The sequence below is a fragment of the Staphylococcus caprae genome (assembly GCF_003966625.1).
In the GTDB taxonomy this organism is placed as follows: Bacteria; Bacillota; Bacilli; order Staphylococcales; family Staphylococcaceae; genus Staphylococcus; species Staphylococcus caprae.
Map to the genome: position 1 here is coordinate 886,716 of NZ_AP018587.1, position 15,084 is coordinate 901,799.

General features: G+C 35.1%; 18 protein-coding genes. All 18 read left to right on the plus strand.

The features are described 5' to 3' along the window. Positions 1-108: 108 nt before the first annotated feature. The 18 genes from rho (at position 109) to atpG (ending at position 15,076) form a co-directional block, all read left to right on the plus strand. On the plus strand, positions 109-1,425 hold the full coding sequence (gene rho, locus JMUB898_RS04145; protein ID WP_002445589.1) for a transcription termination factor Rho: 1,317 nt from the start codon (positions 109-111) through the stop codon (positions 1,423-1,425). Positions 1,426-1,542: 117 nt separating this feature from the next. After that, entirely contained in the window at positions 1,543-1,800 is a 258-nt protein-coding gene (locus JMUB898_RS04150) for a type B 50S ribosomal protein L31 (RefSeq protein ID WP_002435494.1), read from the plus strand. Positions 1,801-2,028: 228 nt separating this feature from the next. Then, a complete protein-coding gene (locus tag JMUB898_RS04155) occupies positions 2,029-2,628 on the plus strand; it encodes a thymidine kinase (protein WP_002445587.1) in 600 nt (199 codons plus the stop codon). Continuing rightward, complete coding sequence (prfA, locus tag JMUB898_RS04160; RefSeq protein WP_002445586.1) at positions 2,628-3,704, plus strand: peptide chain release factor 1; 1,077 nt, start codon at positions 2,628-2,630, stop codon at positions 3,702-3,704. The genes JMUB898_RS04155 and prfA overlap by 1 nt, the downstream gene beginning before the upstream one ends. Beyond that, positions 3,691-4,527 carry a peptide chain release factor N(5)-glutamine methyltransferase gene (prmC, locus tag JMUB898_RS04165; protein WP_002445585.1) on the plus strand — a complete coding sequence of 279 codons (837 nt, stop codon included), beginning with the start codon at positions 3,691-3,693 and terminating at the stop codon, positions 4,525-4,527. The genes prfA and prmC overlap by 14 nt, the downstream gene beginning before the upstream one ends. Positions 4,528-4,719: 192 nt before the next feature. Further along, complete coding sequence (locus JMUB898_RS04170; protein WP_126501912.1) at positions 4,720-5,763, plus strand: L-threonylcarbamoyladenylate synthase; 1,044 nt, start codon at positions 4,720-4,722, stop codon at positions 5,761-5,763. Next, positions 5,760-6,179 carry a low molecular weight protein arginine phosphatase gene (locus tag JMUB898_RS04175; protein ID WP_002445583.1) on the plus strand — a complete coding sequence of 140 codons (420 nt, stop codon included), beginning with the start codon at positions 5,760-5,762 and terminating at the stop codon, positions 6,177-6,179. Before JMUB898_RS04170 ends, JMUB898_RS04175 begins: the two co-directional genes overlap by 4 nt. 103 nt (positions 6,180-6,282) lie before the next feature. Continuing rightward, the gene (locus tag JMUB898_RS04180; RefSeq protein WP_126501913.1) at positions 6,283-6,807 is read left to right on the plus strand and encodes a TIGR01440 family protein; all 525 of its coding nucleotides are present in this window, start codon (positions 6,283-6,285) and stop codon (positions 6,805-6,807) included. A gap of 24 nt (positions 6,808-6,831) precedes the next feature. Beyond that, a complete protein-coding gene (gene glyA, locus JMUB898_RS04185; protein WP_002445580.1) occupies positions 6,832-8,070 on the plus strand; it encodes a serine hydroxymethyltransferase in 1,239 nt (412 codons plus the stop codon). A 28-nt stretch (positions 8,071-8,098) separates the two neighbouring features. Then, entirely contained in the window at positions 8,099-8,728 is a 630-nt protein-coding gene (gene upp, locus JMUB898_RS04190; protein WP_037541861.1) for a uracil phosphoribosyltransferase, read from the plus strand. 36 nt (positions 8,729-8,764) lie between these two features. After that, positions 8,765-9,883, plus strand: coding sequence for a non-hydrolyzing UDP-N-acetylglucosamine 2-epimerase (gene wecB / locus JMUB898_RS04195; RefSeq protein ID WP_172594858.1), 1,119 nt, complete (start codon positions 8,765-8,767; stop codon positions 9,881-9,883). A gap of 167 nt (positions 9,884-10,050) precedes the next feature. Beyond that, positions 10,051-10,401: an ATP synthase subunit I gene (locus tag JMUB898_RS04200; protein WP_037541860.1), complete on the plus strand. Its 351-nt coding sequence runs from the start codon at positions 10,051-10,053 to the stop codon at positions 10,399-10,401. A 26-nt stretch (positions 10,402-10,427) separates the two neighbouring features. Continuing rightward, entirely contained in the window at positions 10,428-11,156 is a 729-nt protein-coding gene (atpB, locus tag JMUB898_RS04205) for a F0F1 ATP synthase subunit A (RefSeq protein ID WP_002445576.1), read from the plus strand. Between the two features lie 44 nt (positions 11,157-11,200). Then, a complete protein-coding gene (gene atpE / locus JMUB898_RS04210; RefSeq protein WP_001048816.1) occupies positions 11,201-11,413 on the plus strand; it encodes a F0F1 ATP synthase subunit C in 213 nt (70 codons plus the stop codon). A gap of 96 nt (positions 11,414-11,509) precedes the next feature. Next, entirely contained in the window at positions 11,510-12,025 is a 516-nt protein-coding gene (locus tag JMUB898_RS04215) for a F0F1 ATP synthase subunit B (RefSeq protein ID WP_002445575.1), read from the plus strand. Then, positions 12,025-12,564 (plus strand): F0F1 ATP synthase subunit delta, encoded by a 540-nt coding sequence (locus JMUB898_RS04220; RefSeq protein ID WP_044466359.1) that lies wholly within the window; start codon positions 12,025-12,027, stop codon positions 12,562-12,564. Before JMUB898_RS04215 ends, JMUB898_RS04220 begins: the two co-directional genes overlap by 1 nt. 22 nt (positions 12,565-12,586) lie before the next feature. Then, positions 12,587-14,098: a F0F1 ATP synthase subunit alpha gene (atpA, locus tag JMUB898_RS04225; protein ID WP_002445571.1), complete on the plus strand. Its 1,512-nt coding sequence runs from the start codon at positions 12,587-12,589 to the stop codon at positions 14,096-14,098. 111 nt (positions 14,099-14,209) lie between these two features. Beyond that, on the plus strand, positions 14,210-15,076 hold the full coding sequence (atpG, locus tag JMUB898_RS04230; RefSeq protein WP_002445569.1) for an ATP synthase F1 subunit gamma: 867 nt from the start codon (positions 14,210-14,212) through the stop codon (positions 15,074-15,076). The last annotated feature ends 8 nt before the right edge of the window (positions 15,077-15,084 follow it).

The following is a 15,084-nucleotide window of genomic DNA, read 5'->3' on the forward strand; positions in this document are numbered from 1 at the left end:
AAAAGTTTTCGCAAGGTTATATTTTGAAACTTTTCATCAAAACCTACTAAAAACGTTTAATATGTCAGAGCCTCGCAACATAAAAAATAACGAAATGGGTGCAAGTCTATGCCTGAAAGAGAACGAACGTCTCCTCAGTATGAATCTTTCCACGAACTTTACAAGAACAATACTACTAAAGAGCTCACTCAAAAAGCCAAATCTTTAAAATTAACGAATTATAGTAAATTAAATAAAAAAGAATTAGTTTTAGCCATCATGGAAGCTCAAATGGAGAAAGATGGTAATTACTATATGGAAGGCATCTTGGATGATATACAACAAGATGGATATGGTTTCCTTAGAACAGTCAACTATTCTAAAGGTGAGAAAGATATTTATATTTCTGCCAGCCAAATTCGACGTTTTGAGATTAAACGTGGCGATAAAGTAACTGGTAAAGTCCGTAAGCCTAAAGATAATGAGAAATATTATGGATTACTCCAAGTTGACTTTGTTAATGATCAGAATGCAGAAGAAGTAAAAAAACGTCCTCACTTCCAAGCGTTAACACCTCTATATCCTGAAGAAAGAATCTTATTAGAAACAGCTCCAACTAATTATTCTACTCGTATTATGGATTTAGTGACGCCGATTGGTTTAGGTCAACGTGGGTTAATCGTAGCTCCGCCTAAAGCTGGTAAAACAAGTTTATTAAAAGAAATTGCAAATGCGATTGCAGCGAATAAACCAGAAGCAAAACTCTTTATTTTACTTGTAGGTGAGCGTCCAGAAGAAGTGACAGATATTGAAAGATCTGTTGAATCTGCGGAAGTTGTACATTCTACATTCGATGAGCCGCCAGAACATCACGTTAAGGTAGCTGAATTATTACTAGAACGTGCCAAGCGTTTGGTTGAAATTGGTGAAGATGTCATCATCTTAATGGATTCAATTACACGTTTAGCTCGTGCATACAACCTTGTTATTCCACCAAGTGGTCGAACGTTATCTGGTGGTTTAGATCCAGCGTCTCTTCATAAACCGAAAGCCTTTTTCGGTGCGGCGAGAAATATCGAAGCAGGGGGTAGCTTAACTATTTTAGCTACAGCACTTGTTGAAACAGGATCAAGAATGGATGATATGATTTACGAAGAATTCAAAGGTACAGGAAACATGGAACTTCATCTTGATCGTAAATTATCAGAACGTAGAATATTCCCAGCCATTGATATTGGTAGAAGTTCTACGCGTAAAGAAGAATTACTTATTTCGAAAGCCGAACTCGATTCATTATGGCAATTACGTAATTTATTTACAGACTCTACTGATTTTACAGAACGCTTCATCCGAAAATTAAAACGCTCGAAAAATAATAAAGAATTTTTCACTCAATTACAAAAATCAGCCGAAGAAAGCACGAAAACAGGTAAACCAATTATCTAACGAATATTGATAAAGGGTTGCGTTTTAAATTGATTCCTATTATAATTACACAGTATTGGGTAAAAAACTCACAAATAACTCTGTTCCAGATGGTTCAGGGCAAAGGAGCTGAAAGAAATGAAACAAGGAATTCATCCTGAATACCACAAAGTTATCTTTTTAGATACAACTACAAACTTTAAATTCTTAAGTGGTTCTACTAAAACATCTTCAGAAACTATGGAATGGGAAGATGGAAATGAATACCCAGTTATTCGTTTAGACGTATCTTCTGATTCACATCCATTCTATACTGGCCGTCAAAAATTCGCTGCTGCGGATGGTCGTGTGGAACGCTTCAACAAAAAGTTTGGTTTCAAATCAAACAACAACTAATTTTGAATTTCAACTGTCTACGTATCCATTATTATGGGATTGTAGACAGTTTTTTTATTTTGGATATTTTCGTTACAATAAATGAGGGTTGAGAGTTAAGTTCCTAAATTGTTTGTAATAAGTGAGTATCATTGCTTAATTTAGAATAATACTTTGAAAATGCATTTAACTACATAAAAAATATGATATAATTAAGCGATTATGTTTTGAAAAAAGGTGGAACTCTCAATGTATGAAACGTACCATTCCGGATGGATTGAAACTATTACTGGAAGTATGTTTAGTGGTAAATCCGAGGAGTTAATACGTCGATTAAGACGTGGGATTTATGCGAAACAGAAAGTAGTCGTGTTCAAACCGGCAATTGATGATCGTTACCATAAAGAAAAGGTCGTCTCCCATGATGGTAATGAGATTGAAGCGATAAATATTTCTACGGCTAGAGAAATTTTAAATCAAGATTTACACAATGTAGATATTATCGGTATAGATGAAGTGCAATTCTTTGATGATGAGATTGTCAATATAGCAGAACAACTTGCTGAAAATGGTCATAGAGTTGTTGTAGCAGGTCTTGATATGGATTTTAGGGGAGAACCATTTGAACCTATGCCAAAGTTATTAGCGGTAAGTGAACAGGTAACTAAACTGCAAGCGGTATGTGCCGTTTGTGGCTCACCATCAAGCCGTACGCAACGATTAATCAATGGTGAACCAGCTAAAATTGATGATCCTATTATATTAGTTGGTGCGAATGAAAGTTACGAACCACGTTGTAGAGCGCATCATATTGTGGCTCCAAGTGAAAATGAGAAGGAGGAAATGTAGTGTTTGATCAATTAGATATAGTTGAAGAGCGATATGAACAATTAAATGAAATGTTAAGTGACCCTGATGTTGTCAATGATTCAGATAAATTAAGAAAGTATTCTAAAGAACAAGCAGATTTACAGAAAACGGTAGATGTTTATCGTAGTTATAAATCGAAAAAAGAAGAATTAGAAGATATCGAAGAAATGTTAAGAGAAACTTCTGATAAAGAAGAAGTTGAGATGCTTAAAGAAGAAAGTACTGCATTAAAAAATGAATTACCAGATATGGAAGAAGAACTGAAAATTTTATTAATACCTAAAGATCCAAATGATGAAAAAGACGTTATCGTTGAGATTCGTGCTGCTGCTGGAGGAGATGAGGCAGCTATTTTTGCCGGAGATTTAATGAGAATGTACTCTAAATATGCCGAAGCAAATGGCTTTAAGACTGAAATAGTCGAAGCATCAGAAAGTGATCATGGTGGTTATAAAGAAATCAGTTTTTCAGTATCTGGTAGTGGCGCATATAGTAAACTGAAATTTGAAAATGGGGCACATCGTGTGCAACGTGTACCAGAAACAGAATCAGGCGGTCGTATTCATACATCTACTGCTACAGTAGCAGTTCTACCTGAAGTAGAGGATGTTGAAATTGAAATACGCAATGAAGACTTGAAAATTGATACGTATCGTTCAAGTGGTGCGGGTGGTCAGCACGTCAATACAACTGACTCAGCTGTCCGTATTACTCACTTGCCAACGGGTGTAGTTGCGACATCTTCTGAGAAATCTCAAATTCAAAACCGTGAAAAAGCAATGAAAGTGTTGAAAGCACGTTTATATGATATGAAATTACAAGAAGAGCAACAAAAATATGCATCTCAAAGAAAGTCGGCAGTAGGGACAGGGGACCGTTCTGAACGTATTAGAACTTATAATTACCCACAAAGTCGTGTGACTGACCACCGTATTGGTTTAACACTGCAAAAGCTCGGCCAAATCATGGAAGGACATTTAGATGAGATTATCGACGCGCTCACACTTTCTGAACAAACCGAGAAATTGAAAGAATTAAATAATGGTGAATTATAGAGAAAAGCTTGAAGAAGCTATCCAACTCACTTTAGATAAAGGATATGAACAAAGTAGAGCAAAATGGTTATTCTTAGATGTTTTTCAATGGTCTAGGACAGATTATCTTATTCATAGTCAGGAATTAATGTCACAGGCTGATATTTCGAAATTTGATTTAGCGCTACATAGAATGTTGAAGGGAGAACCGATTCAATATATTGTAGGTTTCCAATCATTTTATGGATATAAGTTTAAAGTTGATGCCAACTGTCTTATCCCACGTCCGGAAACTGAAGAAGTGATGCTTCATTTTCTTAAATTATGTCGTAATAAAGATGGTGTAGTAGATATAGGAACAGGTAGTGGAGCAATTGCAGTCACTCTGAAATTGCTTCGCCCCGATTTAGATGTTTACGCTACAGATTTATATGAAGATACTTTAAATGTGGCTAGAAACAATGCGGATACCCATCAACAGGATATTCACTTTCTTCAAGGAAATGCGTTAAAGCCATTAATTGAGAAGGGGATTAAAGTGGATGGCTTAATTTCGAATCCTCCTTATATTGATGAAGCGGAATCTAAAGACATGGATGATACGGTACTTCAATTTGAACCTCACCATGCACTTTTTGCTGAAAATAAAGGCTATGCTATTTATGAGGACATCTTAAAAGATTTACCACAAGTAATGAATGAAAATGGACATGTTGTTTTTGAAATTGGTTATAATCAAGGTGAAAAATTGAAGTCAATCGTGACAACAATGTATCCAAACAAAGAAGTAGAAGTGATACGAGACATTAATGGGCATCAGCGTATCGTATCTATTAAATGGTAATTCAACTTTCAATTGTTAAGTGTATATTTAATCGTGGTTTCAATAAATAAAAAATGTTTAACCATATGTTGTGTTACTAATATAATGATTATAAATATAAGATGGGTGGGACTTTAAATTCAACAAACGGCAAACTGAATTAAGTTCCACTCTTTTTCCGTACATGATATAAATTAGAAAGAGGTGAAGAAAATGGAAACTCACATTTGGGATGTTCGGGCCTTTAAAGATAACTTACATCAATATCCATATATAAATGATATTAAAGATACCGTGATTAAAGGTGGCTTAGTAGCGATTCCAACGGAGACGGTATATGGGTTAGGTGCAAATGCAAAAGATGAAGTAGCAGTGAAAAAGATTTATGAAGCTAAGGGTCGACCTTCTGACAATCCTTTAATTGTTCATGTGCATCATAGAAAACAACTGGATAAATTTGTTGAACATATTGATGAACGTGTTTCAAAACTAATGGAAGCATATTGGCCTGGGCCTATTTCCTTTATTTTACCGCTTAAATCAGGTTATTTATGTGAAACAGTAACGGGGGGATTGAATTCCATTGCTGTTCGTATGCCTAGTCATAAAATAGGAAGAGCGTTACTTCAAGTTATAGATGAACCCATTGCTGCACCAAGTGCTAACTTAAGTGGTCGCCCATCACCTACGACATTTGACCATGTGTTTCATGACTTAAATCATAAAATTGACGGTATTGTAAACGGTGATCAAAGTGAAGAAGGACTCGAAAGTACAGTTCTTGACTGCACGCAGTTTCCATTTCGCATTGCACGTCCAGGCTCAGTAACGAAAGAGATGATTGAGAAAGTCTTACCAGAAAGTGTGCAAGATATTCATTTTACTGAAAATGAAAAGCCTATTGCGCCAGGTATGAAATATAAACATTATTCGCCAGATACTCCTCTTACAATTATTGAAAATTTAAATCATAAAATTGATAATAATGAGAAATGGAAAGATACTGCTTTTATTTTTCCTGAAAGTATGAAATCTTTACTACCGGAAAGTGCACAGTTCATTTCTTTATGTAAGAATGCTCAAGATATTAAAACTGCTAACCACAATTTATATAGCATCTTGCATTCAATAGATCGATCTAGTGACATTCAACGTGCTTTTATTTTCGGATTTGAAAAAAAGGATCAATCTGAGGCAATTATGAATAGAATGCTCAAAGCAGCAGGTAATGAAATAATTAAAGGTGATACGCTATGAAAATCATATTTGTATGTACAGGAAATACATGTCGTAGTCCATTGGCAGAAAGTATTGCTAAAAAGTTATTGCCAAATGATGATATTCAATCACGTGGATTATTTGCGATGGATGGACAAGCTATTTCAGAAGCATCGTTACAACTTATTCATGATCATCATTTGCCTGAACCTACGAATGCCCAACAGTTAGGCATAGATGATTTAGAAGCGGATTTAATTTTAACGATGTCTAAATCTCATAAAGAATTGATTATGGCACAATATGGTCAGCATTCAAATGTTTATACACTCAATGAATACGTCAATGTTAATGGTGAAATTGCAGATCCTTATGGAGCTCCTGCCGAAGTTTATGAACAAACGTATCACAAGATTTACGATTTAGTTAAGAAAATGAAAACCACTCGGGATTAAATTATATATAATTAGTATATGTTAGGCTTTAAATAAGTTATAATTAGGGAGTATAGCAAGTTTGCTATGTTCCTTTTTATTTTATACAAAGGGGTGGGTTCAAATGCGTGATTTACAAAAACTGCTTGACGAACTAAAATATATGTCGTTCTTTAAGAAAGGCGAATTGTGTATCATTGGATGTTCAACTTCAGAAGTGATTGGTGAAAAAATTGGTTCAGTGGGATCAATGGATATTGCTAAAGAAATTTTTGAAGCATTGAAACAAATTGAAAAGGATACAGGCGTGTCGTTTGTCTTTCAAGGATGTGAACATATCAATAGGGCGATTACAATGGAAAGCACAAATTTCAACCCACTGACTATGGAAGAAGTTACTGTTGTTCCAGATGTACATGCAGGTGGAAGTTTATCCACTTATGCTTATCAACATATGAAAGATCCAATCGTAGTAGAACATATTACTGTTCCAAAAGGTATAGATATTGGTCAAACATTAATTGGTATGCATATTAAACATGTTTGTGTTCCAGTTAGAACAAGTGTTAAACAAGTTGGAGAAGCTATCGTTACCATAGCAACATCAAGACCTAAGAAAATTGGTGGCGAACGTGCTAAATATCATTAATATTAAGGAAGAAGGGGATTTTTTATGTCTTATATCGAAAAACAGGATAAAGTTATTTTTGAAGCAATTCAAAAGGAGTACAACCGTCAAAACGGAAATATTGAATTAATTGCATCTGAGAATTTTGTATCTGAAGCTGTTATGGAAGCACAAGGCTCAGTTTTAACAAATAAATATGCAGAAGGATATCCTGGTCGCCGTTACTATGGTGGTTGTGAGTATGTAGATGTAACTGAAACTGTTGCAATCGACCGTGCTAAAGCATTATTTGGTGCTGAACATGTAAATGTGCAACCTCATTCAGGTTCTCAAGCCAATATGGCTGTATACCTAGTAGCCATTGAAATGGGAGATACTGTTTTAGGAATGAACTTAAGTCATGGAGGTCATTTAACACATGGCTCACCAGTGAATTTCAGTGGTAAATTCTATAATTTCGTTGAATATGGTGTAGATAAAGAAACTGAACGTATTAATTATGACGAAGTACGTCGATTAGCTTTAGAACATAAACCAAAATTAATTGTCGCTGGAGCTTCTGCATATTCAAGAACGATTGACTTCAAAAAGTTTAAAGAGATTGCGGACGAAGTTGGCGCTAAATTAATGGTAGATATGGCACATATTGCTGGATTAGTAGCAGCTGGTTTACATCCTAACCCTGTGGAATATGCTGATTTTGTTACGACTACGACACATAAAACTTTACGTGGACCTCGTGGGGGTATGATTTTATGTAAAGAAGAGTATAAGAAAGACATAGATAAGACAATCTTCCCTGGCATTCAAGGTGGACCTTTAGAACACGTAATTGCTGCTAAAGCAGTGGCATTTGGAGAAGCATTGCATAGCGACTTTAAAGTTTATCAACAACAAGTCATTAAAAATGCTCAAGCTTTGGCTCAAACTTTAATAGATGAAGGGTTTAGAGTTGTCTCAGGTGGCACAGATAACCATTTAGTAGCTGTTGATGTCAAAGGTTCTATTAATATTACTGGTAAAGTAGCAGAAGAAACACTTGATAAAGTCGGTATTACTTGTAATAAGAATACGATTCCATTTGATCAAGAAAAGCCATTTGTTACAAGTGGTATTAGACTTGGAACACCTGCAGCAACAACACGTGGTTTCGATGAATCAGCATTTGAGGAAGTAGCAAGAATCATTAGCTTAGCTTTAAAACATACAGATGATGAAGCTAAACTCAATGAAGCTAAAGAAAGAGTACACGCCCTTACTTCAAAATATCCACTATATGAATAATAGATAAACACATTGGAGGAATATGAAAATGAGTAAAGTACATGTTTTTGATCATCCGTTAATTCAACACAAATTAAGCTATATTAGAGACGCTCATACTGGTACGAAAGAATTCAGAGAGCTTGTAGATGAAGTAGGCATGTTGATGGCTTATGAAGTAACTAGAGATTTAGAGTTACAAGATGTTGAAATTCAAACACCTGTAACCAAAATGACAGCTAAGCGCTTAGCAGGTAAAAAATTGGCTGTTGTACCTATTTTGAGAGCAGGTTTAGGAATGACTGATGGCGTATTAAGCTTAGTTCCTGCTGCAAGAGTAGGGCATATTGGCTTGTACAGAGACCCAGAAACACTTAAAGCTGTAGAGTACTTTGCCAAATTACCTCAAGATATCGATGAGAGACAAATTATTGTTGTTGATCCAATGTTAGCAACAGGCGCTTCAGCTATAGAAGCCATTTCATCATTAAAACAACGTGGTGCGAAAAGTATTCGTTTTATGTGCTTAATCGCTGCACCAGAAGGTGTTGAAAAGATGCAAGAAGCACATCCTGATGTTGACATTTATATCGCAGCACTTGATGAAAAGCTAAATGATAAAGCATACATTACACCTGGTTTAGGTGATGCTGGTGATAGATTGTTTGGTACTAAATAATAGATTCGGAGATAGATATTTTTGAAGAAAAAAATTATGACCATTTTCGGAACAAGACCTGAAGCTATTAAGATGGTACCACTTGTAAAAGCATTAGAAAAAGATCCTGAGTTGGAGCCTATAGTTGTTGTTACAGCACAACATAGAGAAATGCTTGATTCAGTTTTGAAGACGTTTAATATCGTTCCTCATTATGATTTAAATATCATGAAAACAGGGCAAACATTGTCTGGTATTACATCGAAATCGATGGTTCAACTTGAGGACATAATTAAATCTGAAGTGCCAGATATGGTTCTTGTACACGGTGATACAGTCACTACATTCTCAGGAGCACTTGCTGCATTTTATAATCAAACACCAATCGCTCATGTTGAAGCTGGTTTAAGAAGTTACGATAAGTATTCTCCATTTCCTGAGGAGATGAACAGACAAATGGTTGGGGTAATGGCAGACTTGCATTTTGCCCCAACTCTTAATGCAGCAACGAATTTAATTAATGAAGGTAAGGCTTCTGACAAAGTAGTTGTCACAGGTAATACAGCTATTGATGCAATGGATTATACAATTGATGATCAGTATACATCTCAAATTATTGATAAACATAGAAATAAAAAGTTTATTCTACTTACTGCACACAGAAGAGAAAATATTGGTCAACCAATGAAAAATGTGTTTAAAGCAGTGAAAAGGTTAATTGAAGATTACGATGATTTAGCTTTAGTATATCCAGTACACATGAATCCTAAAGTAAGAGAATTAGCTGAAACATACTTAGGCAATCATGAACGTATAGAACTCATTGAACCGTTAGATGTTGTTGATTTTCATAATTTTGCGAAACATGCATATCTTATTATGACAGATTCAGGTGGTATTCAAGAAGAAGCGCCATCATTGCATAAACCAGTCCTTGTGCTTAGAGAGACGACTGAACGACCTGAGGGGGTAGAGGCAGGCACCTTGAAAGTTGTGGGTACCGATGAGCAACAAGTTTATAACGCAACGAAACAATTATTAGATAGTGATATTGTTTATAACAAAATGAGCCATGCAATGAATCCATATGGAGACGGCAAAGCTAGTTTAAGAATTGTGGAGCATATCAAATTCTACTTTGGCTTATTAGATAAAAAACCTAATCATTTTAAATAACGAAAAAATTGCATTGATATATTTTGTGAATATTTTGTGACGAAAATGTCTTAAAATTTAACAAGACTTTGAATGGAATTGACACCGTACAATAGCCTGTATTATCATTTAGATTGTATGAGTGGAACGGTTTACATGATTGGTATAAGACACTCGGAGGCATATAAATGAGTCGTTTCTACATCATTTTCAAACAATATATCCAATATTATCTCTATCTCTTGATAATACTTGGGATATTGTATCTAATTGTACCCCACCCTTTTATTTTAGGTTTATTGATAGGTGCATGTGGTTCTTTGGTTAATACATACATCTTTGAAAGCTATTTGGCAAAGGCTAAAGAGAAAGATGCTATACATATATCAACGGGCAATATTTGGAGATATTTAGTAGCAATCATTGCGTGTTTGTTATGGTTTTTCTTTAAGGATCACATCAATATCATAGGTGTATTAATTGGTTTAATGATTTCTTATATTGTAATCATATTGCGCCCTCTACTTAAAAGGGAGTAAAAATTTAATATGAAAGAGGTGAGTTTATGGATCACAAATCCCCACTCGTCAGTTGGAACGTGTTTGGATTCGATATCGTCTTTGACATGGCCAGTGTTATGATGGTAGTTATTACAGCGATTTTGGTTTTCATCATAGCTATAATATGTACACGTAATCTTAAAAAACGACCAACTGGAAAGCAAAACTTCATTGAATGGGTATTTGATTTTGTAAGAGGTATCATTGAAAGTAACATGGCTTGGAAAAAAGGTGGCCACTTCCACTTCTTAGCAGTGACATTAATTCTGTTCATCTTTGTAGCCAATATGCTTGGTTTACCATTCGCTATTGTTACTAACGATCATTATCTGTGGTGGAAATCACCGACAGCTGATGCAACGGTAACTCTTACTTTATCTACAACTATGATTTTACTAACGCATTTTTATGGTATTAAAATGCGTGGACCTAAAGCATATGCAGCTGGATACTTTAAACCTTTCTGGCCACTTGCAATCATTAATGTATTTGAAGAATTTACATCTACATTAACGTTAGGTTTACGACTTTATGGGAATATCTTTGCTGGTGAATTACTACTAAGTTTACTAGCAGGACTATTTTTCGAACATCTATCATGGGGCTGGATTATTAGTATTCCAGGTTTAATCGTTTGGCAAGCTTTCTCAATCTTTGTTGGCACAATCCAAGCGTATATCTTCATTATGCTTTCAATGGTTTATATGTCACATAAAGTGGCAGATGGACACTAAATTAATTTAATAATTATATACAATTCTTAGGAGGAAAATTTATTATGAATTTAATCGCAGCGGCAATCGCAATTGGTTTATCAGCATTAGGTGCAGGTATCGGTAACGGTCTTATCGTATCTAGAACAGTTGAAGGTGTAGCACGTCAACCAGAAGCACGTGGTCAATTAATGGGTATCATGTTCATTGGTGTTGGTTTAGTTGAGGCTTTACCTATCATCGGTGTTGTAATTGCGTTCATGACATTTGCTGGATAAGACATATTAAGGCGAAGTCTGTTACAAGACTATCGCCGTTCGTTTTGTTTTTTTATAGCTTAGTGATTATATCGACGAAAGGAGTGTCATGAGCCCGTGACTGCAACAGCTAATACATTCGTTCTAGGTGCAGGTGTACAATGGGGAACAATGCTTGTAACTATAGCCACATTCGTAGTACTACTTGCACTATTAAAGAAATTTGCTTGGGGTCCATTAAAAGAAGTAATGGACAAACGTGAGCGTGATATCAATAAAGATATCGACGATGCTGAACAAGCTAAAGTTAACGCTCAAAAACTTGAAGAAGAAAATAGAAAGACACTTAAAGAGACTCAAGATGAAGTTCAAAAAATCTTAGACGATGCTAAGATTCAAGCTCGTAAGCAACATGAAGAAATTATTCATGAAGCAAACGTAAGAGCTAACGGCATGATTGAAACTGCTCAAAGTGAAATTAACAGTCAAAAAGAACGTGCGCTTGCTGATATCAACAATCAAGTATCTGAACTATCAGTATTAATCGCATCTAAAGTTCTTAGAAAAGAAATTTCAGAGCAAGATCAAAAAGCATTAGTTGAAAAGTATTTAAAAGAGGCAGGGGATAAATAATGGTAAAGGTAGCAAAAAAATATGCCAAAGCATTATTTGATGTCTCTAACGATACAAATCAATTAGATGTAGTATATGAAGATTTAGAAACGATTAGTCATTCATCTTTTGACTACATTAAAAGTTTAAAAGCGATTGATAGTAACCCTTCATTAACAGCAAATGAACGTAAAACGTTCGTTAATGAGGTTTATAGCGGTGCAAATGAATATGTTGTTAACACGCTAAAAGTTTTAGCAGATAACCGTCATTTATCATATATTGAAGATGTATTTAGAGCTTTTCAAAGCTTATATAATGCACACTACAATCAAGACTTTGCAATTGTAGAGTCAACTTATGAATTAAGTGAAGATGAATTATCAAGAATCGAACAATTAATTAAGAATCAAACACATTTATCTAGAGTAATTGTAAGCACTAAAATCAATCCAGATTTAATCGGTGGATTTAGAGTGAAGGTCGGTACAACTGTGATGGACGGTAGTGTTAAAAATGACCTTGTTCAATTACAAAGAAAATTTGAAAGAGCTAACTAATATTTAAAGAGGAGTGACATAGATGGCCATAAAAGCTGAAGAAATCAGTGCATTACTTCGCTCACAGATTGAAAATTATGAGTCTGAAATGTCCGTAACTGATGTCGGTACTGTACTTCAAATTGGTGATGGTATTGCATTAATTCACGGATTAAACGACGTTATGGCTGGTGAGCTAGTAGAATTCCACAACGGCGTGCTAGGTTTAGCGCAAAACCTTGAAGAGTCTAATGTTGGTGTGGTTATTTTAGGACCATACAACGAAATTAGTGAAGGTGACGAAGTTAAACGTACAGGTCGTATTATGGAAGTACCAGTAGGAGACGAATTAATCGGAAGAGTCGTTAATCCACTTGGTCAACCTATTGATGGGCAAGGTCCTATTAATTCAACTAAAACACGTCCAGTTGAGAAAAAAGCAACTGGTGTTATGGATCGTAAATCAGTTGATCAACCATTACAAACTGGTATTAAAGCAATCGATGCATTAGTACCAATTGGTCGCGGTCAACGTGAGTTAATTATCGGTGACCGTCAAACTGGTAAAACAACTGTTGCTATCGACTCAATTCTTAACCAAAAAGACCAAGATACGATTTGTATCTATGTTGCAATTGGTCAAAAAGATTCAACAGTTCGTGCAAATGTAGAAAAATTAAGACAAGCCGGAGCTTTAGATTACACAATCGTTGTATCAGCTTCAGCAGCTGATCCAGCTCCATTACTATATATTGCACCTTATGCTGGTGTAACTATGGGTGAAGAGTTCATGTTTAATGGTAAACATGTTCTTATCGTATATGATGATTTAACTAAACAAGCAGCAGCTTACCGTGAATTATCATTACTATTACGTAGACCTCCAGGTCGTGAAGCGTACCCAGGTGATGTATTCTACTTACATAGTAGATTATTAGAAAGAGCAGCTAAACTTAATGATGAGTTAGGTGGCGGTTCAATTACAGCATTACCAATTATCGAAACGCAAGCTGGTGACATTTCAGCGTATGTACCAACTAACGTTATTTCAATTACTGATGGACAAATCTTCTTACAATCAGACCTGTTCTTCTCTGGTGTAAGACCAGCTATTAACGCTGGACAATCAGTATCTCGTGTTGGTGGTTCAGCTCAAATCAAAGCTATGAAAAAAGTAGCCGGAACGTTACGTTTAGACTTAGCTTCTTACCGTGAGTTAGAATCATTCGCACAATTTGGTTCTGATTTAGATGAATTTACTGCACAAAAATTAGAACGTGGTAAACGTACTGTAGAAGTCTTAAAACAAGACCAAAACCATCCTCTACCTGTTGAATATCAAGTGTTAATTATTTATGCATTAACAAAAGGTTATTTAGACGATATTCCTGTGGAAGATATCACTCGATTTGAAGATGAATTAAACCACTGGGCAGATGCGAATGCAACTGAATTATTAAGTGAAATCAGAGAAACTGGTGCTTTACCAGATGCTGATAAATTTGATTCTGCTATTACAGAATTCAAAAAAAGTTTTAATAAATCAGAACAATAATTCTACCTAAATAGAATGTAACTGCGAAATTGAGAGTACATTTAAAACGTCACTTCATTTTGAAAGTTTAAAGTGAAGCGTTAATACTCTAAATAATAAGGTGGTGAGATAATGGGCTCTCTAAAAGAGATAGATAATCGAATAAAATCGACAAAAAAGATGAAACAAATTACTAAGGCCATGAACATGGTATCTAGTTCTAAATTACGTAGAGCTGAGAAAAATACTAAACAGTTCAGACCTTACATGGAGAAAATGCAAGATGCTATTACAGCAGTAGCAGGTGCAAATAGTTCTTCAAATCATCCTATGCTTAAACCAAGAGATGTTAAACGTAGTGGTTATTTAATTATTACGAGTGATAAAGGTTTAGCAGGAGCATATAGTACGAACGTATTAAAAAGCTTAGTGAATGATATTAAATCTAAACACAAAGATAATAGTGAATACAGTATTATTGTTTTAGGTCAACAAGGTGTAGATTTCTTTAACAATAGAGGTTATGAAATCGAAAGTTCTTTAGTAGATTTACCAGATCAACCTTCATTTAAATCAGTTCAAGCGATTGCGAAACATGCGATTGATTTATATAGTGAAGAAAATATTGACGAATTAACTATTTACTATAGTCACTATGTGAGTGTTTTAGAAAATAAACCAACAACAAAACAAGTTTTACCATTATCTCAAGAAGATTCTAGCCAAGGTCATGGTCAAATGTCATCTTATGAATTTGAACCAGATAAAGAATCTATTTTAAGCGTTATTCTACCGCAATACGTTGAAAGCTTAATCTACGGTACTATCCTAGATGCTAAAACTAGTGAGCATGCTTCTCGTATGACTGCAATGAAAAATGCTTCTGATAATGCGACTGAACTTATTGATGATCTATCATTAGAATACAATAGAGCGAGACAAGCAGCGATCACTCAACAAATTACTGAAATTGTTGGTGGTTCAGCAGCTCTTGAATAATATTAAAA

What these genes read in the sequence shown, in the direction of transcription:
- rho (WP_002445589.1), top strand. Translation starts at nt 109, where the DNA reads ATGCCTGAAAGAGAACGAACGTCTCCTCAGTATGAATCTTTCCACGAA.
- JMUB898_RS04150 (WP_002435494.1), top strand. Translation starts at nt 1,543, where the DNA reads ATGAAACAAGGAATTCATCCTGAATACCACAAAGTTATCTTTTTAGAT.
- JMUB898_RS04155 (WP_002445587.1), top strand. Translation starts at nt 2,029, where the DNA reads ATGTATGAAACGTACCATTCCGGATGGATTGAAACTATTACTGGAAGT.
- prmC (WP_002445585.1), top strand. Translation starts at nt 3,691, where the DNA reads ATGGTGAATTATAGAGAAAAGCTTGAAGAAGCTATCCAACTCACTTTA.
- JMUB898_RS04170 (WP_126501912.1), top strand. Translation starts at nt 4,720, where the DNA reads ATGGAAACTCACATTTGGGATGTTCGGGCCTTTAAAGATAACTTACAT.
- JMUB898_RS04175 (WP_002445583.1), top strand. Translation starts at nt 5,760, where the DNA reads ATGAAAATCATATTTGTATGTACAGGAAATACATGTCGTAGTCCATTG.
- JMUB898_RS04180 (WP_126501913.1), top strand. Translation starts at nt 6,283, where the DNA reads ATGCGTGATTTACAAAAACTGCTTGACGAACTAAAATATATGTCGTTC.
- glyA (WP_002445580.1), top strand. Translation starts at nt 6,832, where the DNA reads ATGTCTTATATCGAAAAACAGGATAAAGTTATTTTTGAAGCAATTCAA.
- upp (WP_037541861.1), top strand. Translation starts at nt 8,099, where the DNA reads ATGAGTAAAGTACATGTTTTTGATCATCCGTTAATTCAACACAAATTA.
- wecB (WP_172594858.1), top strand. Translation starts at nt 8,765, where the DNA reads ATGACCATTTTCGGAACAAGACCTGAAGCTATTAAGATGGTACCACTT.
- JMUB898_RS04200 (WP_037541860.1), top strand. Translation starts at nt 10,051, where the DNA reads ATGAGTCGTTTCTACATCATTTTCAAACAATATATCCAATATTATCTC.
- atpB (WP_002445576.1), top strand. Translation starts at nt 10,428, where the DNA reads ATGGATCACAAATCCCCACTCGTCAGTTGGAACGTGTTTGGATTCGAT.
- atpE (WP_001048816.1), top strand. Translation starts at nt 11,201, where the DNA reads ATGAATTTAATCGCAGCGGCAATCGCAATTGGTTTATCAGCATTAGGT.
- JMUB898_RS04220 (WP_044466359.1), top strand. Translation starts at nt 12,025, where the DNA reads ATGGTAAAGGTAGCAAAAAAATATGCCAAAGCATTATTTGATGTCTCT.
- atpA (WP_002445571.1), top strand. Translation starts at nt 12,587, where the DNA reads ATGGCCATAAAAGCTGAAGAAATCAGTGCATTACTTCGCTCACAGATT.
- atpG (WP_002445569.1), top strand. Translation starts at nt 14,210, where the DNA reads ATGGGCTCTCTAAAAGAGATAGATAATCGAATAAAATCGACAAAAAAG.